The 22,102-nt window shown below is 43.8% G+C and carries 17 protein-coding genes; 10 read left to right on the top strand and 7 right to left on the bottom strand.

Translation table 11 applies throughout. The features are described from left to right. Nucleotides 1–605 precede the first annotated feature (605 nt). The 4 genes from thrA to SPEA_RS05575 all read left to right on the top strand — a co-directional run bounded on the left by thrA (nt 606) and on the right by SPEA_RS05575 (nt 5,892). Entirely contained in the window at nt 606–3,071 is a 2,466-nt protein-coding gene (gene thrA, locus SPEA_RS05560; RefSeq protein WP_012154324.1) for a bifunctional aspartate kinase/homoserine dehydrogenase I, read from the top strand. Next, nucleotides 3,068–4,003, top strand: coding sequence for a homoserine kinase (gene thrB, locus SPEA_RS05565; protein WP_012154325.1), 936 nt, complete (start codon nt 3,068–3,070; stop codon nt 4,001–4,003). The genes thrA and thrB overlap by 4 nt, the downstream gene beginning before the upstream one ends. A gap of 42 nt (nt 4,004–4,045) precedes the next feature. Then, nucleotides 4,046–5,332 carry a threonine synthase gene (thrC, locus tag SPEA_RS05570; protein ID WP_012154326.1) on the top strand — a complete coding sequence of 429 codons (1,287 nt, stop codon included), beginning with the start codon at nt 4,046–4,048 and terminating at the stop codon, nt 5,330–5,332. Nucleotides 5,333–5,616: 284 nt separating this feature from the next. Beyond that, complete coding sequence (locus tag SPEA_RS05575; protein ID WP_041410856.1) at nt 5,617–5,892, top strand: hypothetical protein; 276 nt, start codon at nt 5,617–5,619, stop codon at nt 5,890–5,892. A 15-nt stretch (nt 5,893–5,907) separates the two neighbouring features. Here SPEA_RS05575 and nfo read toward each other — a convergent pair whose 3' ends face one another. Further along, nucleotides 5,908–6,762 (bottom strand): deoxyribonuclease IV, encoded by an 855-nt coding sequence (gene nfo, locus SPEA_RS05580; protein WP_012154328.1) that lies wholly within the window; start codon nt 6,760–6,762, stop codon nt 5,908–5,910. A gap of 238 nt (nt 6,763–7,000) precedes the next feature. Between nfo and SPEA_RS05585 the strand changes: the two genes are divergently transcribed. After that, nucleotides 7,001–7,540, top strand: coding sequence for a hemerythrin domain-containing protein (locus SPEA_RS05585; protein WP_041410857.1), 540 nt, complete (start codon nt 7,001–7,003; stop codon nt 7,538–7,540). Nucleotides 7,541–7,600: 60 nt separating this feature from the next. Here SPEA_RS05585 and SPEA_RS05590 read toward each other — a convergent pair whose 3' ends face one another. The 5 genes from SPEA_RS05590 to SPEA_RS05610 form a co-directional block, all read right to left on the bottom strand. Next, nucleotides 7,601–7,786, bottom strand: a complete 186-nt coding sequence (locus SPEA_RS05590) for a DUF3545 family protein (RefSeq protein ID WP_012154330.1) — start codon at nt 7,784–7,786, stop codon at nt 7,601–7,603. Between the two features lie 618 nt (nt 7,787–8,404). Next, complete coding sequence (gene pgi, locus SPEA_RS05595; RefSeq protein ID WP_012154331.1) at nt 8,405–10,042, bottom strand: glucose-6-phosphate isomerase; 1,638 nt, start codon at nt 10,040–10,042, stop codon at nt 8,405–8,407. A 17-nt stretch (nt 10,043–10,059) separates the two neighbouring features. Then, entirely contained in the window at nt 10,060–11,016 is a 957-nt protein-coding gene (gene tal, locus SPEA_RS05600) for a transaldolase (RefSeq protein WP_012154332.1), read from the bottom strand. 284 nt (nt 11,017–11,300) lie between these two features. Beyond that, the gene (locus tag SPEA_RS05605) at nt 11,301–12,398 is read right to left on the bottom strand and encodes an OmpA family protein (protein ID WP_012154333.1); all 1,098 of its coding nucleotides are present in this window, start codon (nt 12,396–12,398) and stop codon (nt 11,301–11,303) included. A gap of 235 nt (nt 12,399–12,633) precedes the next feature. Beyond that, entirely contained in the window at nt 12,634–15,000 is a 2,367-nt protein-coding gene (locus SPEA_RS05610; RefSeq protein WP_012154334.1) for a phosphoketolase family protein, read from the bottom strand. Nucleotides 15,001–15,420: 420 nt separating this feature from the next. On the opposite strand from SPEA_RS05610, the gene SPEA_RS05615 reads away from it, so the two are divergent. From SPEA_RS05615 to SPEA_RS05625, 3 genes are all read left to right on the top strand, one after another. Then, complete coding sequence (locus tag SPEA_RS05615; RefSeq protein WP_012154335.1) at nt 15,421–16,902, top strand: alanine/glycine:cation symporter family protein; 1,482 nt, start codon at nt 15,421–15,423, stop codon at nt 16,900–16,902. Between the two features lie 105 nt (nt 16,903–17,007). Next, on the top strand, nt 17,008–17,781 hold the full coding sequence (yaaA, locus tag SPEA_RS05620; protein WP_012154336.1) for a peroxide stress protein YaaA: 774 nt from the start codon (nt 17,008–17,010) through the stop codon (nt 17,779–17,781). A gap of 609 nt (nt 17,782–18,390) precedes the next feature. Next, nucleotides 18,391–18,705 carry an ArsR/SmtB family transcription factor gene (locus tag SPEA_RS05625; protein ID WP_012154337.1) on the top strand — a complete coding sequence of 105 codons (315 nt, stop codon included), beginning with the start codon at nt 18,391–18,393 and terminating at the stop codon, nt 18,703–18,705. A gap of 312 nt (nt 18,706–19,017) precedes the next feature. Here SPEA_RS05625 and rpsT read toward each other — a convergent pair whose 3' ends face one another. Continuing rightward, complete coding sequence (rpsT, locus tag SPEA_RS05630) at nt 19,018–19,284, bottom strand: 30S ribosomal protein S20 (protein WP_012154338.1); 267 nt, start codon at nt 19,282–19,284, stop codon at nt 19,018–19,020. 255 nt (nt 19,285–19,539) lie between these two features. On the opposite strand from rpsT, the gene murJ reads away from it, so the two are divergent. Together murJ and ribF are read left to right on the top strand one after the other, a co-directional pair. Next, nucleotides 19,540–21,099, top strand: coding sequence for a murein biosynthesis integral membrane protein MurJ (gene murJ, locus SPEA_RS05635; protein WP_012154339.1), 1,560 nt, complete (start codon nt 19,540–19,542; stop codon nt 21,097–21,099). Between the two features lie 65 nt (nt 21,100–21,164). Continuing rightward, on the top strand, nt 21,165–22,100 hold the full coding sequence (gene ribF / locus SPEA_RS05640) for a bifunctional riboflavin kinase/FAD synthetase (protein ID WP_012154340.1): 936 nt from the start codon (nt 21,165–21,167) through the stop codon (nt 22,098–22,100). Nucleotides 22,101–22,102 lie beyond the last annotated feature (2 nt).

Below are 22,102 nucleotides of genomic sequence, written 5' to 3' on the forward strand. Positions count from 1 at the left end.
ACCGCAGAGTCGAACAAGTTTTGCCCTTGAAATATAGTTTTTATTGGTTAGTAGCAAATTAATTTGCCTATTTTATTAAGCTAGAATTGACTATTTTTTTGAGCTTATCTGTTGATAATATCGGCTAGATGGCTGTTTTGATTTGAGCTAATGCTATTGCCATATAGTCGCTTATTTATTGCTCTCGCCATGGATTTTATCTATTAAATATCAGTTTGTTACAGATTTTATAGGTTTTAGTTTACGTAAGCGTAAGCTGATTTCTCACCTGTTTATGGTGAGATGATTGATTACAAATAGGTATTTATGAGCACTTTGTCTTGAGTTTTAGACTGTAAGCTTGTTAATTACAATAAACTTACATTTAGGGCTTGACACTCGCAGGTGAAAAAGGCAATTCTGTTAGTACACGAATTATTCCATTTGGATAACGACAAATTTTTATGTTTAGCCACGTTTTAATGATCACCATTATTACAACCACCACGATTACCAACGTGGGGGCGGGCTAAGCACAACCTGATATAAGTGAAATATCAAGCCCGCTCCCCCTAAAGGAGCGGGCTTTTTTGTTTCTTAAGGTGGCGCGGTAAAAGGAGTTTACGATGAAAGTTATGAAGTTTGGTGGTACCTCGCTTGCTAATTGGCAGCGTTTTAAAGGCGCAGCGGAGATTGTTAATCGCTCAGCAAGTTCTGAACCGACAGCAGTGGTTTTGTCCGCGCCAGCGACGGTAACAAATGGCCTGATTGAGATGGTTGAGGTTGCCATCAATGCCGGTGATTATCACGCCGTTCTTGCTAAGGTTGAAAAGGTCTTTAACGATTTATATGGCGCAGCTGCTGAGAGCTTAAACCCTGAGCAAAACGCAGTTCTAGCGGAGAAGCTTAAGTTACAGCTGAGTTTTTGGCAGAGTAAATTGCAGGGGATGAGCTTACTTGGCGAGTGCCCTGAAAGTGTCGAAGCGCAGATCTTGGTTGGCGGTGAGAAGCTGTCGTCTGCGTTAATGGTCGAGGTGATGAAATCCTTTAACCATAGTGCCGACCTATTAGTGCCTGAGTCTTTACTGCTCGGCTATGGACCTCGTCTTGAATCTGCCGTCGATATTGAAGCCAGTAAACTTCGTTTTAACGCTGTGGATCTGTCTGCGGTAACAGTTTGGGTGATGCCAGGCTTTACTGCCGGTGATTCCCAAGGCAATGTTGTAACACTTGGACGTAACGGATCCGATTATTCAGCTGCGGTATTATCGGCTTGTATTGGCGCCAGTTGTTGTGAGATCTGGACCGATGTTGACGGTATCTATAATACTGACCCAAGAGTGGTTGCCGATGCGAAACTGCTGTCACAACTCAGTTATCAAGAGGCGATGGAGGTTTCATATTTTGGGGCGAAAGTTTTGCACCCTAAGACAGTGGCACCTATCGCGCAGTATCAGATCCCTTGTTATATCCGTAACACTTTTAATCCTGAGGCCGTGGGTACTCTAGTATCTGATAAGCCCGATGAAACAGGGCTTAATGTAAAAGCCATTTCTAACCTAGACGATCAAACTATGTTCGATGTCTCAGGTCCGGGTATGAAGGGTATGGTGGGTATGGCGAGCCGCACACTGGGAGCCATTTCTCGCTCAGGGGTTTCGGTGTCTTTGATCACCCAGAGTTCCTCTGAATATAGCATCAGCTTCTGTGTTGCCACTGAAGATGCCATTAAGGCCAAGTTCGCTTTAGAGCAAGAATTTGAGCTTGAGCTTAAAAGTGAGATTTTAGAGCCGATAGAGATGCGTCATAACTTAGCAATTGTCTCCTTAATTGGTGATGGCATGCGCACCCATAAAGGTGTGGCGGCTAAGTTCTTCCAAGCGCTTGCTCAAGCAACCGTTAATATCGTGGCGATTGCTCAGGGCTCTTCAGAACGTTCAATCTCTGCGGTTGTAGAGCAGCGAAAAACTAAGCATGCTATCGCAGCCTGTCATCAATCTTTCTTCGATGTGCAGCACTACTTAGATGTATTCCTTGTCGGTTGCGGCAACGTGGGCGCAGGTTTGCTTGAGCAGATAAAGCTGCAACGTAGCATGTTAAAGGAGCAGCATATTGCTATTCGTGTCTGCGGCATCGTTAACTCTAAAAAGATGTTGCTAGACCCTCAAGGCATCGACTTAGGCAACTGGCAGGGCGTATTGGCCGATAGTGAACAAATTGCCGATCTTGATGCCATGCTCGTATGGGCAAAGGAGCAGCAATTACTCAACCCTGTGCTGGTAGACTGCACTTCGAGTGAATTGGTTTCAAATAAGTATCTTGATGTGATGAATGCAGGTCTGCACGTAGTGACGCCAAATAAGAAGGCCAATACTCGAGATATGGCTTATTACCAAGAACTGCGTAGAACAGCGCTTAAGCAGCGTCGTCAGTTCCTGTATGAAACCACGGTTGGCGCTGGATTGCCGGTTATCGACAACTTAAAGAAGTTACTGTTTGCCGGAGACAAACTGCTGCGTTTCAACGGTATTTTATCAGGAAGTCTGTCTTATATCTTCGGGATGCTAGATGAAGGCATGACGCTTTCACAAGCAACATCAATCGCCAGAGAGAAGTGTTTCACAGAGCCTGATCCTCGTGATGATTTAAGTGGTATGGATGTTGCGCGTAAGGTGCTGATCCTTGCTAGAGAGGTGGGGATGGAACTTGAGCTGAGTGATATCTATGTCGAATCTGTGCTACCAGAATCATTCGATGCCTGTGGTGATGTTGAGCAGTTTATGGCAAATCTTCCAGCGGTAGACTCAAGCGTAGCTCAGCGAATTGAAGCGGCTAAGGCACAAGGCAAGGTATTGCGTTATGTCGGTCAGATCGATGACGAGGGTTGTAAAGTGAGAATAGCCGAAGTCGATGCAAGCGATCCGCTATACAGTGTTAAAGGCGGCGAGAACGCCCTAGCTTTCTATAGTCGTTACTACCAGCCAATTCCATTTGTGCTTAGAGGTTATGGCGCCGGTACCGATGTGACAGCTGCTGGTGCATTTGCCGATATATTACGTACTTTAAATTGGACTCGTGAGGTGGGCGTATGAGCGTAACCATTTATGCTCCAGCATCTATGGGCAATGTCGGAGTCGGTTTCGATCTGCTTGGTGCCGCTTTGGCACCAATAGATGGCAGCCTACTGGGCGATACCGTCAAAGTTGAATCTGCCGAGCAGGGGCTTTCACTCGTTCTTGCTGGCCACTGGGCAGGCAAGCTGCCGCAAGATGAGCGAGACAATATTGTTTATCAATGTGCAGAGTTTTTCTTAAGTCATTTAGATAAAGATGTAGGCCTTAAGTTGACCCTAGAGAAGAACTTACCTGTAGGCAGTGGGCTAGGTTCTAGCGCGAGTTCAGTGGTTGCGGCTTTAGCGGCCCTGAACGACTTCTTCGATAAACCTTTCTCTGAGCAAGATTTACTGCGTTTAATGGGTGAGTTTGAAGGCAAGATCAGTGGTTCAATCCATTATGACAATGTCGCGCCTTGTTACTTAGGTGGTATGCAGCTGATGCTAGATACTCCTAAAACAGTTTGTGAAGCGATCCCTGACTTTAAACAATGGTATTGGGTGGTGGCCTATCCAGGGATCTCGCTATCGACTTCTAGAATGCGTCAGTTGATGCCAAGCGAGTTTGATAAGCAGACCACGATTGATTTTGGCCGTTATCTCAGTGCGTTTGTGCATGCTTCATATAAGCAAGATGCTGAGCTAGCGATTTCAGTATTGAAGGATGTATTGGCCGAGCCTTATCGCGCGCCGGAAATTCCCAATTATCAAAAGGCAAAGTCTGCTTTAGCCGAATTGGGCATGTTAACCACAGGGATCTCTGGCAGCGGACCGACGCTGTTTAGTATTACCGATGATCTCGATGTGGCCAAACAAGCGCAGCAATGGCTAGATGCGAACTATGTTGAGCCCGGTAAAGGCTTCTCTCATATATGCAGAATTGATAATCAAGGGACTCGTCGAGTCGATTAAACGTCTTAACTAGACCTAATAACAGAATTTAAGGAAGTCGTCATGGAGCTGTATAACCTAAAACACCCATCACAGGTGGTGAGTTTTACCCAAGCGGTCAAGCTAGGCCTTGGAAAAGACAGAGGCTTATTTTTCCCGAAAGTCATCCCAGAGTTGCAAGATGTGGAAAGCTTATTGGCATTGCCATTTGTTGAAAGAAGTAAAAAAGTCATCGGTGCTTGGTTAGCATCGGAGCTTGGCCAAGATACCGTCGATAGATTAGTGGAACGTGCCTTTAACTTCGAGCTTCCTTTAGTGAAAGCCGATAGCAATCTCTATAGTCTTGAGCTATTTCACGGGCCAACCCTTGCCTTTAAGGATTTTGGCGCACGCTTTATGGCGCAGTGTTTAAATGAGTTGGCAAAGACGGAGAAGATTAACATCTTGACCGCTACCTCTGGTGATACCGGGGCGGCGGTGGCTGATGCCTTCTATGGCTTAGACAATATCAATGTGGTTGTCTTATACCCTAGGGGGAAGATCAGTGTGCTCCAGGAAAAGATGTTCACCACGTTAGGGGAGAATATTCACACGGTAGCGGTAGAGTCTGATTTTGATGCGTGCCAAAGCTTAGTGAAGCAATCTTTTGAAGATCTGGATATTCGAGATGGCTTGCACCTTAACTCTGCAAACTCAATCAACATTAGCCGCCTATTGGCTCAGATCTGTTACTACTTCGAGGCAGTTGCTCAATTTAAACAACACAATGAAAGTGAGCCTGTCATTGCAGTTCCTAGTGGCAATTTCGGCAACCTAACGGCGGGTCTATTTGCTAAGGCGATGGGACTACCAGTAAAACGTTTTGTGGCTGCAACAAACAGTAATGATACTGTGCCTCGCTATCTAGGCAGCGGTGACTGGCAACCTGAAGCAACAGTCGCCACCATATCTAATGCTATGGATGTAGCTGAGCCGAGCAATTGGCCACGTGTAGAGGCAATTGTAGAGGCGATGGGCTGGTCATTGGCAGATATCATAGGTTTAGGCGTCTCTGAGACTGATACTGCTGAGTCGGTAAAAGCCTTGAACAGTGCCGGATATTTGTCTGAGCCCCATGCTGCGATTGCGGCATTGGCACTAAAACAAACCATGTCTGCAGATGAGAAAGGTATCTTCTTGGCAACGGCGCACCCTGCAAAGTTTAATGAGGTGGTGGAAGATATTCTTAAAATAGAGCTTACTCTGCCAGAACCTTTAGCCCGAGTTGTGCCAAAGCAAATTTTATCGGCTGAGTTACCAGCAGATTTTGGTTTACTAAAACAACATCTTTTTAAGTTGTTAGCCGACTAAAATTACGACAATAGTTACGACAAAAGATAGCCATTACCTAAACAAGGAAGCTGTTAATGCTTCCTTTTTTTTGTTGGTTAAATGTGTGTATTCATTTAAATGTACACTTGTTCTTGTTGTTGGTTTTCATGTGCTTGACACTTGATTGTATTTTTTAACATTTGATACTAAATGTGCAGCCTAAACCTAGTGCTGTGCGATCTGTGTCACAATTCTTTGCTAGGAATTTTTATATCTTGCGCCGCAGATTTTAAAAGGCGGGAGTCATTGTGTTACGTTTTGTCATGGGTGTTCTACTAGTAAGCCTATTAAGTGGCTGTGCAACAGAAGATTTTGAGCTGTACCACCGAATTAACGAGGCCTATGACTTTGAGGTGACACATTGCGATAGCTTTGCGATGGTGACGGGCTTTGGTCGTGGCGATAATGCGCTAGCCGATGCCAGATTAAGTGCCATTAAGCAGGGTGAGGAGCTTAAAGGCACTCATATCGTATGGTTGCAATCTGACTTGGGTGAGCCAACAAAAGTGGTCGCTGTGATCTATAAGTGTTTGATCTAGTCCTTCAGCGCTGCCTTACTGTTTTGCAAGGTAGCGTAACCAATTAATCTCCTCTTGCCAGATCTCTGCTCGTACCGTCTCTAAAATTAGCGGGATCCCCTTTACGGCATCTAACTTCATTAAGCTGGCAAATGCCTCTTGGCCGATTTCACCTTGACCTAAAGACTCGTGACGGTCGACCCGACTGTTGAGCGGCGTCTTGCTGTCATTCAGATGCATGGCCTTTAGGTATCGGTTGCCGACAATTTTATCGAATAGTTCAAAAGTCTGCTCGCAGGTGGCTTTAGTTCGAATATCGTAGCCTGCAGCAAATAGGTGGCAGGTATCGATACAGATACCAACTCTAGTTTTATCCTCAACTCCATCGATAATCTGTGCTAGTTGCTCGAAGCTGTGGCCAAGGTTTGAGCCCTGACCTGCGGTATTTTCGATTACTGCAGTGACATTAGATGTACGTTCCAAGGCTAAATTAATCGACTCGCTAATATTGGTTAAGCAGTCATCGATAGGCATTTTTCGAAGATGGCTACCCGGATGAAAATTGAGTAGCTTTAATCCTATCTGTTCACAGCGCTGCATTTCATCATAAAAGGCTTCTCGTGACTTATTGAGTAACTCAGGATCGGGGTGGCCAAGATTTATGAGGTAGCTGTCATGGGGCAAAATCGCCTCAAATGCAATGTCAGCTTCGACGCAGTGCTGCTGAAATAGTGCTACCTGCTTAGGATCTAATGGGGCTGCTTGCCATCGACGTTGGTTCTTGGTGAATAGGGCAAAAGCATTTGCGCCAATGGCTGCTGCGTTAAGGGGGGCATTGGCTATGCCTCCAGCTGCGCTAACATGTGCTCCAATAAGGTGAGTAGCTTGCATCTTTATGTATCCTTGTTGAGCCTAGGTTTGTTCTTTGGCTATTATGCCATGCAAGATAAACCCTGTACTGAGCATATTTATTTTTAGTCAGTCCAATAGCTACAAGTTCTTGTTAGTTAATCCAAAATAGCTTGATCTCTATCATTAACCCGACTGTAAGTGGTTTGTTATGTTGGGCGTTATTTATACTGTTTACTAATATAGATGATAGTGGGGGCGAATTAGGATGGAGATGACTATGCTAGCGAGACTCATGCACGACCATAAGCATATTGCTATTTTGCTTAAGGTTTTAAAGGCTAAATATACTAAATTAGCCGCAGGTGAAGCGATAAACTATAACGTGGTACGAGATATAGTGGAATATATGCAAAGTTATGCAGAGCATAGCCACCATCCATTGGAAGAAGTGATTTCTGAATTTTACTGGAACAAGCTTGGCCGCTCACACATCAATGAAAAGCTGACTTCTGAACATTTTAAATTAGGTGAAGCCTCTACTTCGCTTATGGCGACGTTAAACCTGATTTTAAACGATATTGTGGTATCGAAAGAGCAGCTGGTTGCCGATCTAGAAAGTTATGTTCGAATGCAGCAATCACACATGGAATATGAGGAGTCAACTGTATTTCCTAAGTGGGATGAAGTGATTACCGATGAAGACTGGCAGAAGGTAGCGGCTCTGTGCGACGCGCGTTTGATTGATGACCCTTTGTTTAGTGATAGTGATAAAGTGTTGTTTGAAGAGCTTAGAGAGTACTTGGAAACGGCAGATTAACTAATTACGACTTGTATGATAAAACTAAAAAAGAGCGCTTTAGCGCTCTTTTTGTTTCAATCACATCAGGAGGGTATCTAGCTCGCCACTGAAATTATTATCCATTTCTTGAAGTTCCTTAAGTAAGCGGTGCTTCTCTTTTAGAGCTTCAATTTCACGCCACTTCCGCTTCTTATTGGAGCTTCTTGAGCGGCTTGGCTTCTCTACTATACTATCTAGCGCACTACCATAATCGAGTCGATTCATGGCAACCTCCTGTTTTTTTATTTTGTCTTCAATTTAATAGCATGATTTTTGTTCATGTTGCAACTAAAATGTTTCAAAAATGTTAAATTCAAATGAAGTTTTAATGTCTTAGTTTGAGTTCGTGGAGGTTAAAAATGAATGTGTTTCAAGTTGCAGTGGAATCTTTATACCAATCAGTATAAAGATTTGGTCGCTCAGCGAGAGTTTAGTGGTTCTGAGGCGAGGTCATTAAATGCTCCTCGGTAACTGCTCCTGCGTTACTCTACCTCCTATATCCATATAGTCGTGCATTAATGACATTCGCCGCATCCATGCAGCTTGCAACGTGTGAAGAGCATAGTTGAACTAGGGTTAAGCTCACTCTTGTTCCTTAAGAGTCAAAGCGTCAGAGTCGCTAAAACTCGCCATTCTGGAGCGTTTTTGGCTGCCTACTTCAGCGTTGAACAGCTTTACAAGGGAATAGCCATTCTTACAGCTATTCGCCTTGAATTAGTTTGCCAAAAACCGCTCTGAGTAGATCAACTTCTTATACTGATTGGTATTAGCTAGTGAAAAACAAAAAAGCCAGTAGAAACTGGCTTTTTTTGTTAGGCATGGAAAGCCGTGTGCTGAGCAGTATTAAATTTTGCCCTGCTTAAACAGGTTAATTAAACCATTGCTCGATGAGTCGAGCTCTTTGGCTTCAGTATCAGCGACCAGACGTTCTAGTACATCATTACCGAGTTGTTTACCTAGCTCTACACCCCACTGGTCGAAAGAGTTTATCTGCCAGATAGCGCCTTGAACAAAGGTTCTGTGCTCGTAAAGGGCAATAAGTGAACCTAAGGTCGACGGTGTTAGCTTATCCATCAAAATAGTATTGCTTGGCTTATTACCTGGCATCACCTTATGCTTAGCGATAAGCAGCTTCTGCTCCTCAGCTAATCCACTTTGGTTAAGCTCAGCTAATGCCTCATCGAATGTTCTGCCCTGCATCAATGCTTGGGTTTGTCCGAAGCAATTTGAAGCAAGTTGTACATGATGCTCACCCACTGGGTTGTGGCTATTTAGCGGCATAATAAAGTCAGCCGGGATAAGCGCTGTACCTTGATGCAGTAGCTGGTGGTATGCATGCTGGCCATTGGTGCCTTCACCTCCCCAAATAATCGGGCCAGTGCTGTAATCAACATCAGTACCGTTTAGGGTGACAGATTTACCATTACTTTCCATATCGAGTTGTTGGAAGTAAGCTGGTAGACCTCTCAGGTAATGATCATAGGTAAGCACGACATGAGACTGTGCATTGAAAAAGTTGCCATACCAAAGCGAGAACATACCCATAATCACCGGCATATTGCTCTCTAATGGGGTATTGGCAAAATGTTCATCCATCTCATGAGCGCCAGCCAATAATTGACGGAAGTTATCCATACCGATTAGCAGGGCGATAGGTAAGCCAATAGCAGACCATAATGAGTAACGTCCACCGACCCAATCCCACATTGGGAAGATGTTGTTAGCATCGATACCAAACTCAGTAGCTTTAGAGACGTTCGAGCTCACGGCGACAAAATGCTTTGCCACATCAGACTGTGATGCACCTTGGCTTAAAAACCACTCTTTTGCGGTTAGCGTATTGGTTAAGGTTTCTTGGGTACCGAAAGACTTAGAAGACATCACAAACAGGGTGGTTTGTGGATCGAGCCCTTTAAGTTTTTCAGTGATAGAAGTACCGTCCACGTTTGCCACAAAGTGACAATTTAGCTCACCTGTCCAATAAGGACGCAGGGCTTGAGAAACGATTTTTGGGCCTAAGAAGGAACCTCCAATACCTATGCTTACCACATCAGTAATGGTTTTACCTGTATAACCTTTCCACTGACCAGAAGTCAGCGACTCGACGAACTCACCCATTTTTGCCAATGTCTGCTGAACTTCGGCGACAATATTATTGCCATCGACATTAATAACTTTGTCAGCAGGGGCACGCAGAGCTGTGTGCAAAACTGCACGTTGTTCTGTGTTGTTTATCACGTGTCCTGCAAACATCGCCTTAATTTTCGATTCAAGCTGAGAGTCTTTGGCTAGATTAAACAGTAATGACATCGTCTCTTGTGAAGCACGGTTTTTAGAATAATCTAAAAATAGGCCGCATGCCTGAGTCGACATATTACCGAAGCGTTCAGGTTCAGTAGAAAAGAGTTCGCGCATATGAGGAAGCGATTTACTGTGCTTCTCAAGTGCTTGCCAGCTAGCTTGTTGAGTGAGTTCTGTCATAGTCTTGTCCTATTCCGTTAAGACGAAAGCTTTTCTTTTAGCATAACTTCGAGCTTACCCTGGTCGATAGCGAAGTTGCGAATACCTTCGGCTAGCTTCTCTACTGCCATAGGGTCTTCGTTGAACTCCCAACGGAACTGGGCTTCAGTCATTTCAGCTTCTGGAGCAACTACTTCGGTTGCTGGAAGAAGCTTTTGTACGATAGGCGTGGTGCTATTTTGTAGCTCTTCTAGTAGTGCAGGGCCAATGGTTAGTCTGTCACAGCCGGCAAGTTCAATAATCTCGCCTGTGTTTCTGAAACTTGCGCCCATAACTACAGTATTAAAACCATGACGTTTGTAGTAGTCATAGATACTTGTTACTGATACTACACCTGGATCGTCCGTGGCGCTGTATTCAAGACCCGTGTCTTTCTTGTACCAGTCAAGGATACGACCAACGAAAGGAGAGATTAGGTAAACCCCGGCTTCTGCACATGCACGAGCCTGAGCAAAACTAAATAGCAAGGTTAAGTTACAGTTAATACCTTCTTGCTCAAGTTGCTTAGCGGCGCAAATTCCTTCCCAAGTTGACGCTAGCTTAATAAGGATACGAGACTTGTCGATACCAGCTTCTTGGTAAAGCTTGATAAGCTTGTGTGCTTTAGCGATTGAGCCTTCTTTATCGAATGAAAGGCGGGCATCAACTTCTGTAGAAATACGACCTGGAACAATTTTTAAGATCTCAAGACCAATATTGACGGCAAGTTTATCACCGGCATCTTCAATCTGTTGCGCTAGAACATCACTCTGGCTTTTGGCCCAGTCGATGGCGTTTTCAATAAGTGCGCTGTATTCAGGAATTTCAGATGCTTTTAAAATAAGAGAGGGGTTGGTCGTGGCGTCTTCTGGCTGGTAACGTTTTATGGCTTCAATATCACCTGTATCGGCAACAATTGTTGTGAAAGCTTTAAGTTGTTCTAATGTGTTGGCCATGGGTTTTACATCCTTTACTCTATGAGCAGCATCGATTGGACAATAAATTTAGCAGCTATTAAAAGCCATTTTAATGAACATTCCAACCATATATGAAAAAAAATTACACAAAAGTTGCTAAAAGTCATTTAAAGGGCTTTTTTTTGTAATCTAACTACGTGTTGTAGTTTACTGCTGCGGCTTAATAAAAGTCTAATCAAGAAGTATAGCTTTTTTATGAATGCATAAAATTAAAAAAGCCCATGGCTGTGATAACCATAGGCTTTTGTTAACTTTTACCTGAATTACTTAAGTACTGGCACTTCTTCTGTGCCGGTAACATGAGCTTCGATACGGCGATTGGCTTCGTTTGCTTCTGCAGAGCTTCCTTCAATCAGTGGCTGAGTTATACCGTAGCCTTTAGATGATACTTTGCTCGATGCAACCCCGTACTCATTGATAAGGATCTCGGCAACCGCTGCGGCGCGGCGCTCAGAAAGCGCCATATTGTAATCAGCTTTACCTGTATTTGAAGCATGACCAGAGATAGTCACTTCGGCATTAGGGTGCTGACTCATGTATTCAGCAAGCTCCTTGATATCACCGTATGATGACTCTTGTACCGTGGCGGAGTTGGTAGCGAACTTAGCTTCGATATCAAACTTGTCTTCAGCTTCTTGATAGATAGTACAACCGTTAGCATCCACTTTGTGAGTCGATGGTGTATTAGGGCACTGATCCATATCATCAGTCACGCCATCATTGTCAGAGTCTGCCACTATTACAGGTGCTACAACCGGAGCAGGCTTTGACTTGCTACCAAAACGATAACTTAGCTCAAGCCCCCAGTAGTTACTTTCCATCTCTAGGGTTTTCCACTTATCTTCGTCAAGGTTTTCATAACGACGGTACTTAGCTTGGATTTTAAGGTTATCGGTAATGTTATAACCAATGCCTGCTCCTACGTATGGAGCGACGCCATTATCGCTGTAGTATTCACTACCATAGTTCTTGTTGTTGGAGATGATGTAGTTAAAGGCACCCGCTTCGGCAGACAGGCTCCAATCACCAGCAAACGGCCAAAATGCCACTAGGCCAAGGTTCATTCCTTTAGCACCAACGTCATTTAGCTTGTTTGAATAGTCGACCCACTGAGCTCGACCTAGGTCTCGATAACCTAGCTCTGCACCAAAGTAGTCATTAAATAAATAACCTGCGAATACGTCCCATGCATAAGGGTCGTCCTCACCACAGCTTTTCATGGTTTTTTGATCGCAATTGGGTTGGTAGTTATTGATACCGACACCGCCACCTACATACCAGGGGCTCATGCCATCAGCCGCGCTAGCAGCAAAAGGTAACATCGAAGTAAGCAGAACTGCTTTTAGTGTGTTGTTCATCATTCAAAATCCTTATGTTTTATAAAAACTTCTCCATCTGCTTTTATTCAATGTAAGCAGGGCTAGCACTTATCACGGAGATCCTTTTATGCTTTAGCCAGCTGGCACTATTATCTGCTGCAAATGTAATATTTTCCACTTCAATTGTTAAATTATACGGGTAAATTAGGTTGCAAAAAAAGGGCGCTTTAAAAAGCGCCCTTAAATTTGCAGTGAAATTAGCTCTCAGATGAGGCTGTTACCGAGTCCAAACCCAGTTTTCAATGCTTTCTGGGTCAACCCCGTTAGCCTTGATATAATTCCTGTGGTCGACTAAGCGCTGCAGCATATCAGTGGTGATTGCTACATGCTGGGTTTCATCAATAACGCTTTGCTGGAATAGTTTATACGCCATGTCTATAACCAAGTGGTAACGTGAAGTACCGTTACGCACGCCCATATCAAATGGTGTTGTAGTTGAACCTTCCTCTTCATAGCCTTTGATTCTGAAACGCTTACTGCCTTTATAGTCAAATACCAGTTTCTTAATGGTGTTTGGATAACCGTGATAGTTAAATACCACGCCTTTATCGGTGGTAAATATTTCATCCATCAACCAAGGCTTACTTTGGAACTCTAAGCTACCTAGGCCACTACTTGTAAGCTCGGTAACACTCACGAAACGAATACGTACACGTGGTAAGAGCTCGCGGATAAGTACCAGTGAGGCCATTGCTTCTTGGGTGACGTAGTCCCCACAACCAACAAGAACTACATCAGGACTTTCATCTGAGGCAAAGTCCCAAACCATGACACCGTCTTTAGCTTGTTGGCGGGCTTCATTGAGCGTGAGCCATTGTGGCAGATCTTTCTTACCTGCAACTAAGATGTTTAACTTGTCTCGATCGGCATAGGCGCGTTCGGTGTAAACCAGTGTACTGTTACCATCTGCGGGTAGATAAGCCGAAATGATCTTAGGATGTTTCTCGAGCATAGCACCTAGGAAAGATGGATTTTGATGTGAGTAACCATTGTGATCTTGACGCTCAAGTAGTGATGACAATACTACGTTACAAGCAGGTACAGGCTTACGGAAGTGCACACCTTGGCTTGCGTATACGTATTTACAGTATTGATCTGCCATCGATGATACAACCTGCGAGAAAGCCTCATAAGTTGGGAACATCGCATGGCGACCCGTTACGGTATAACCATGTAGCATACCGAACAATAGGTTTTCTGAAAGTAGCTCAATGACTCGGCCATCACGGGACATGTCTTCATCCCAGCTTTCTATAGGCCACTGCCATGCACGACTCGTTTCTTCAAACACTGCTTGTAGCTGGTTTGAATAGGTTTCATCCGGGCAGAAAATACGTAGATTGCGTTGGTCGCGATTGAGCTTAAAGGCATCACGCATCCATTCACCCATCTTATACATAGATAAGCCGCGATGACCGCGTGGAGTTTCCGGGCCGTAGGCAAGCTTTTCAAGATCGGGTTGTGCCAATGCTCGAACCACTTCACCGCCGTAGCTTAAATGTTGTCGACCACAAGACAGTTCTTTAGGCGGTAGCAGAGACTGAATGTCTTGGTCGAAGATAAGCTCGCCTTTGTCGCTGATGCTATATAACTCGCTGAACTTGTAGCTGGCTAGCCATGTATTGAGGGCATCTAGATGCCCCTTGTCGCTAGCACACTTATTAACGATAACTTGGTGGGATTCGCAGTTACCCTCTAACTTCTTACCATTAAACTCAGCTGTACCCGTCCAGCCTTTTGCCGTACGCATCAAGATCACTGGCCAGCGCGGCTTTACAATGTCTTCGCCAGCGCGAGCTCGGGTCTGGATGTCATTGATCATTTCATATGACTTATCCATTGCCGCAGCCATTTGAAGGTAAACGTCTTCTTCTAGCTGGTCATCAACAATGATTGGCTGATAGCCTAAGCCTCTAAACTCAAGGTCGAGCTCTTCATGGCTCATACGCCCCATACGAGTTGGGCCAGAGATCTTGTAGCCGTTAATATGAACGATAGGCAGCACAGCACCATTGTTCTTTGGTGAAACAAGGCGGTTAGCGTACCAAGATGCGGCTAGTGGCCCAGTTTCAGATTCCCCATCACCAATTAGACACGCTGCAATCAGATCTGGATTATCTAACACGGCGCCCCAAGCAACAGACAGTGAATAGCCTAATTCGCCGCCTTCTAGGATTTGGCCTGGCGCTTCAGGGTTTGCATGGGAAGGGTAGCCATAGGCTGCTGAGAATTTCTGGCAAATATCGGTAATACCGTCTTCGTTATATGGAATGGTGTCTGGGTAGAAATGGCTTAAGGAGCCTTCCATAAATAAGTTTGCTTGAACGGCTGGGAAGCCGTGACCAGGACCGACCAAGTAAACGAAGGAGCGTTTGTGTTTGCTGATAAGTCTGTTGACGTTAGCATAAACAAAGTTGATCCCCGGACAGGTTCCCCAGTGGCCGAGTAGCCTTGGCTTGATATCGCTATGTTCGAGTGCGCGTTTATGCAGCACGTTTTTCTTTAAGTAAATTTGTGATGTCGCTAGAAAGTTAGTTGCTCGAACAAATTTCTTTAGTGCGACAATTTCTTGCTGATGTGCCATAAATATCTCCATTTACGTAATCATAAAGTTAAACAAATTTCATATTGGTCACTATATTTGTAATTTTATTACGAGAATGTGGCCTAGCTCCGATTTTTTGAATGCAATTTGTACAAAAAGTATCGCCAGCAGGATGTGAGAATTGTGTTAATTTGGTTATTTTGAGTGGTGTGGTTTGTGGGAAGGTGTGATGCTGATGTCAGGTAAGTGCTGAACTGTGATCTATATCGCTCAGGGTTGAAGCAATGCTATGCTATTTTGCTGCGCGGAATACAGCAGGCGTGATGTAGTTTTTTCACGTTTAAGACAATTTGAAAATAAAATCTGCTGTTATTTAAATACTTAGGAAGGTTAATACAGGATAGACACCATCGATGGCTGGTTTAGCTCGATTGGGTTTGTCATGGGGATTGAAATAATATGATAGAAACAACGGTTAATTTTCTCAATGCGCTGCTTTGGGGAAAACTATTAGTATATGGTCTGGTTGGTGCTGGACTGTACTTTACAATTCGACTGGCATTTATTCAGCTTACTCATTTTAAGCATTCTGGCGAAATCATGCTTAAGAGTCGTCAAGGCGGCGGACGAAGCGGCCTTTCTTCTTTCCAGGTTTTCTGTACCAGTATGGCGGCTCGTGTTGGCGCTGGTAATATGGCCGGTGTGGCGGTTGCGATTACAGCGGCAGGCCCAGGTGCAGTATTCTGGATGTGGCTTATTGCCATCCTAGGTATGGCAACGGCAATGGTTGAGTCAACATTGGCGCAGGTTTATAAAGTACGCGATCAAGACGGGCAATACCGCGGTGGCCCTTCCTATTACATGGAAAAGGGCCTTGGTCAGCGTTGGATGGGAATTTTATTCTCAATCTTCTTGATCATTGCTTTCGGCCTAGTGTTTAACGCTGTTCAAGCCAATACCATTACTGGTGCAATGACTCAGGTCTTTAATTTAGATGCGACTTACGTCGGCATCGCAATTGTGATCCTCAGTGCCTTTGTGATTATGGGCGGCTTAAATAAAGTGGCTAAGGTATCGGAAATCGTCGTTCCGATTATGGCTATTGCCTATATCTTGATCGCTTTTGTTGTTGTGGCAATGAACATCGAGAAGCTTCCTGATGTATTTATGCTGGTGATAAAGAGTGCGTTCGGTCTGCAAGAAGCCGTTGCAGGTGGTGTGGCATATACTATCGCTCAAGCGATGCAAGCTGGTATCGCTCGAGGTTTATTCTCTAACGAAGCGGGTATGGGTAGCGCGGCAAACGTCGCAGCGAGTGCATCGCCAAATCCAAATCATCCAGCGTCGCAAGGCTTTGTACAGATGATGGGTGTTTTTGTCGATACCATAGTTATCTGTACAGCAACAGCGGCAATTATTTTATTGGCGGGTGACTTAGGTTCAGACGGTGATGGCATTAAGCTAACCATCGAGGCATTGACACAACACGTTGGACCTTGGGGTGGTGGATTTGTTGCATTAGCAATTTTGCTATTCTGCTTTACCTCTATCATTGCTAACTACTCTTATGCTGAAACCAACGTAATGTACTTGTCGGGTAACAGCAAGAAAGCACTGCCTATCTTTAGAGTGTGCGTTTTAGGTATGGTGATGTTCGGTGCTGTAGCTAAGATTGGTCTAGTGTGGAACTTAGCCGATGTGTCTATGGGCCTAATGGCGACTGTGAACATTATTGCCTTATTACTGCTGTCTGGTTTAGCGATTAGAGTGATTAACGATTATCGTCAACAATTAAAAAGTGGCGAAACTCCAACCTTCGATGCAAGCAAGTTCCCTGAGCTATCTAATTTAGAAGGTGGGATCTGGACCAGCAAAACCGTTGAAGAAGAAGCCAAGGCTCAGGCTAAGGCCGAAGCGAAAGCAGAAGCTGCTGGCGCTTAATCTATAAGCGGTATCAGTACAATCTAAAAAACCACGCCGTTTAAGCGTGGTTTTTTTGTTTTTGTTCAGTATCATTGTCTTAGAATATCTTTAAAGGACCTATGCATGCTGATCTTAGTCTCTCCAGCAAAAACACTCGATTTTGACAATCCTCCCGGCAGCGAAAACTATTCAATGCCAACGTTACTCGATCAAAGTGAACAGCTGATTGAAGTTTGCCGTAAGTTAACACCGACTGATGTGGCAACACTGATGAAGGTTAGTGATAAAATTGCAGGCTTAAACGTAGCAAGATTTAGCTCTTGGCAAAAAGAGTTCACTCCGACGAATGCTAAGCAAGCTGTATTCGCTTTTCGAGGTGATGTATACACAGGGCTTGACGCCGATACTCTTTCGCCACAGAGCTTGGATAGGGCCCAGCAGCAGTTGCGGATCCTGTCGGGTCTATATGGTTTGCTTAAACCTCTGGATTTAATGCAGCCCTATCGTTTGGAGATGGGCACTCGTTTGGCGAATGAGCGAGGCACAAACCTCTATCAATTCTGGGGCGATATCATCACTGATGAGTTAAACCAAACGACGGCAGAGCAGGGGAGTGAGTTTATTATTAACCTCGCGTCAAATGAATACTTTAAAGCGGTTAAGCCTAAAAAACTAAACGCAGGCTTGATTACTCCAGTGTTTAAAGACTGCAAGAACGGTCAGTACAAAGTGATTAGCTTCTTTGCCAAAAAAGCTCGTGGCATGATGGTACGTTATATTTTAGATAATAATGTCGACTCGTTAGAGGCGTTGACCAAGTTCGATACAGCTGGTTATTACTACAGTGAGAAGGACTCGACAGTGAACGAGCCCGTCTTTTTGCGTGAAGAGCAATAGTGGTCAGTAACGCTAGTCGAAAAAGTTAAAAAGCAGCCTGATGGCTGCTTTTCTATTTTTAAGCTTACAAAATTTTATAATTAGGCCCCTCTTATCAGGGCTCCAGAGGCTTTATTAGAGACGGTAACTATCTCATCTGCATCGAATATGATTAATCTCTTAAATCCTTATTCACAGACTCAGAAGTCTATCTGATAGGTTTGACAGTACCGAAATTAAGTTTATATAAAGCTGTTCGAAATCTAGAGGCATTAAAAAAGCTGGGCAGCGATAAGAACATTGCAGTCCCTTTGAGTTTAGGATCAACTTCAACAGTTAAGGATACAACAAGTTCGTTAGTATAAATAAAACGAAGGGCTCTTTGTTGTAATTTCACCGCTACAAGATTGTCTCTATAGTCCGTATGGTTTTTTTATTGGCCATTAAGCAGAGACAAACTGTCTCTAAGACCATGTAGAGATAGATGTTTATTATGAGTTTTCTCTGTTTTTATTACTTATATCTCACTTTTAAAAACAATCTAGCAAAAAGTGTGCTTTACCTCCCGACTATATCTGTAAGGCAACGCTATATTAGGGCGTCGGTTTGTTTTAGGAGAAATGGCTCGTAATGAATATAGAACTAATGCAGCAACGAGCAGACCATGCCGTTGTATTGTTGAAAGCGTTAGCCAATGAACGTCGTTTATTTATCTTGTGCTACCTTCTTAATGAAGGCGAGATGTGCGTTGGTGAAATGAACAAGAAATTGGGTTTAAGCCAATCAGCTCTGTCCCAACATTTAGCTTGGTTACGTAAAGATAATTTAGTGGAAACACGCAAGGAAGCTCAAACGGTTTATTATTCGTTAAAGAGTAACGAAGTTGCAGAGATCATTAAATTATTGAACAACATCTATTGTGAAAGCTTAAAGACAGTAGCTTAGTTAAAGCTAAGGCCAGTTGTTAGCTGAGATGGTTTATTTTGCTAACGAGGCTCTTGTCTGGAAAGTCAGCACCGTGGATGTAAAATAGAGAGGCTTGCCTCTCTATTTTTTTATCTACTGATTCTGAAGTCTTGGTATCAGAGCTGTTGGGTTGGGATGTTTGAAAGGTTTTATTGCACCCAGTTAGCAGATTAATTTCATGCTTGACGCATATTAGAGTCTTTATCATTTATTGCAATGTACAGTAATGGCAAATTTCAGATATAAAAAAACCGGCCAAGGCCGGTTTTTTTCATTTGCTTTAAACTAAAATTAAGCTACTAGAGCTTTGATTTTAGCATTCAAGCGTGACTTATAACGAGCAGCCTTATTCTTGTGAATAAGACCTTTAGTCGCCATACGGTCAACAATTGGTTGTGCTACAGCGAAAGCAGCAGTAGCTGTCGCGTGGTCACCTGCATTGATTGCAGCAATTACTTTTTTAACGTAAGTACGTAACATTGAGCTACGGCTAGCGTTGTGTTGGCGACGCTTTTCAGATTGAAGCGCGCGCTTCTTTGCAGACTTGCTATTAGCCAAGGTGCAACTCCTAAAACTGGGTTTGGTATTTTTAAGGTCGAGGAATATGCCGTATTTTTGTCACTTTGTCAATGACAATGTTCGAATCAATCTGATTAACTCAAAATAATCCAACCAGCTTGGCTATCTTCAACCTAACTCGTGTAATATGTGGCCCAATTCTAGCAGGTATTACCATGAGACAATAGAGGCAATACCAATTTTTACGTGATATTGCCTAAAGTAATTTAGCTCTATTTCGGAGCAGGGGGCGTTTTGAGCAAGAAGTTAGTGAAGTCAGGCATTATCGTGAGTGCTATGACGTTGATTTCCCGTGTTTTAGGTTTAGTTCGAGATGTTGTTATAGCGAACCTTTTGGGAGCAGGAAGTAGTGCGGATGTATTTTTCTTTGCGAATAAAATTCCCAACTTTTTAAGACGCCTGTTTGCCGAGGGCGCTTTTGCACAAGCATTTGTCCCCGTTTTAACTGAGTACCAAGAAAAAAACACCAGTGAAGAGGTCAGAGAGCTGATTTCCAAAGTCGCAGGTACCTTGGGGATACTGGTCACTGTCGTGACTTTAGTCGGGGTAATTGCTTCTCCTGTCCTAGCTGCGCTGTTCGGCGGAGGCTGGTTTTTAGCCTGGGTGAATGACGAGCCTAATGGAGCAAAGTTTGAACTAGCCTCCTTGATGTTGAAGATTACCTTCCCTTATTTGTGGTTTATCACCTTTACCGCTTTAGCGGGATCGATTTTAAATACCCGTGGTCGTTTTGCAGTCTCAGCCTTTACCCCGGTGTTTTTAAACATCGCTATTATCGCTGCAGCCATCTATCTTGCGCCAAATCTGAGTCAGCCCGAAATCGGCTTGGCTTGTGGTGTGTTTTTAGGTGGTTTAATTCAGTTTTTGTTCCAAATACCTTTCTTAATGAAAGAAAAGGCGGTGGTTAAGCCAAGCTGGGGCTGGAATCATCCTGGTGTGACCAAAATTCGTACCTTAATGATCCCGGCACTGTTTGGTGTATCTGTCTCACAAATAAACCTGCTACTCGACACGTTTATTGCAAGCTTCTTAATGACGGGGTCAATCAGTTGGCTATATTACTCAGACCGATTACTCGAGTTTCCGCTCGGTTTATTTGGTATTGCTATCGCAACCGTTATATTACCAGCGTTATCTAAGCGTCATGTGAATGCTGAAAGTGTTGAGTTTGCAAAAACTATGGACTGGGGCGTAAAAGCGATAATCTTATTAGGCCTACCAGCAATGTGCGGCCTTATCATGTTGGCTAAGCCTATGCTGATGGTGCTATTTATGCGCGGTGCATTCAGTTATAACGATGTTGAAATGGCATCTTATAGTTTGATGGCGTATGGCAGTGGCCTTCTCAGCTTTATGTTGATAAAAATCTTGGCCCCTGGCTATTACTCCAGACAAGATACCAGAACGCCAGTTCGCTACGGGATTATTGCTATGGTGAGTAATATGGTGTTTAACCTTATTTTTGCGATCCCATTCGGTTATGTCGGCTTAGCTATTGCGACTTCGATGTCGGCGCTGCTTAACGCAGGTCTATTGTATCGCGGGCTGCATAAGGCAAATGTCTATCGAGTCAACAAGGCTACCGTGATGTTTTTAGTTAAATCAGCAATAGCGGCTGGGGTAATGTTACTGGTATTGTTTCAGTTCGACCCGACAACACCGCAGTGGCTTGATTTATCCTTTGTTGAACGCAGTTATACCTTGGCTAAATTGATTGTATTTGCAGCAGTCGCATACTTTATTTGCCTAGTTTGCCTCGGAATTCGTCCTTGGAAGATGAAAGCTGCAGTTTGAGTGCTGATTATAAAGGCTAGCTGGTATATAATCCGCCCATTTACTCTCATGTGTCGTGTAAGATAATGGAATTAATCCGCGGTATTCATAACATTTTGCCGAAACATCGAGGTTGCGTATTAAGCATAGGCAACTTTGATGGTGTTCACCGTGGTCATGCGGAAGTGATTAATCGGTTAGTCAAGAAAGCAGAGCACCTAGGTTTGCCTGCCGCAGTGATGACCTTTGAGCCACAACCGCGAGAGTTATTTCAGGGTGAAAGTGCACCAGCTCGTTTAAGTTTGTTGCGAGACAAGATAGTCTTGCTCGATGAGCTAAAGATCGACCGCTTATTGTGTGTAAACTTTAATAATAAGTTTTCCAGTTATAGCGCTGAAGATTTTATTGAGCAGTTACTCGTTAAGGCTTTAGGTGTTAAGTACTTAGTTGTTGGTGACGATTTTTGCTTTGGTAAACAGCGCCAAGGTAATTTTGATATGTTACGCAAAGCCGGTGAGAAATTCGGTTTTGCAGTGGTTAGCACTCAAAGTTTTATTTTGGGCGATAAGCGTGTCAGTTCAACGGAAATCCGCAAGTTACTTGCAAAAGGCAACCTAGAGCAAGCAAGACGATTATTAGGGCACCCTTTCACCTTAAGTGGCAAGGTGGCTCATGGTGAGAAAATTGGTCGAACGATTGGTTTTCCTACTGCTAATATTGCTTTAAAGCGTAAAGTTACACCTGTTCGAGGTGTATTTGCGGTCAAGCTATATTGGGATAACAGCGATATATATGAAGGCGTGGCTAACGTTGGCTTTAGACCTACGGTAAACGGCCAAGTCTGTCAGTTAGAAGTCCACCTATTTGATTTTGACGGCGACCTTTATGGTAAAACCGTCGAAGTGGAGTTAGTGGCAAAGATTAGAGACGAGCAGCCATTTGGATCGTTAGATGCGCTGAAAAAACAAATTAAAGATGATGCCAATAGAGCGAAAGCCCTACTTGGTAGCGATGCAGGCTGAAC

Source organism: Shewanella pealeana ATCC 700345 (genome assembly GCF_000018285.1).
Lineage (GTDB): Bacteria > Pseudomonadota > Gammaproteobacteria > Enterobacterales > Shewanellaceae > Shewanella > Shewanella pealeana.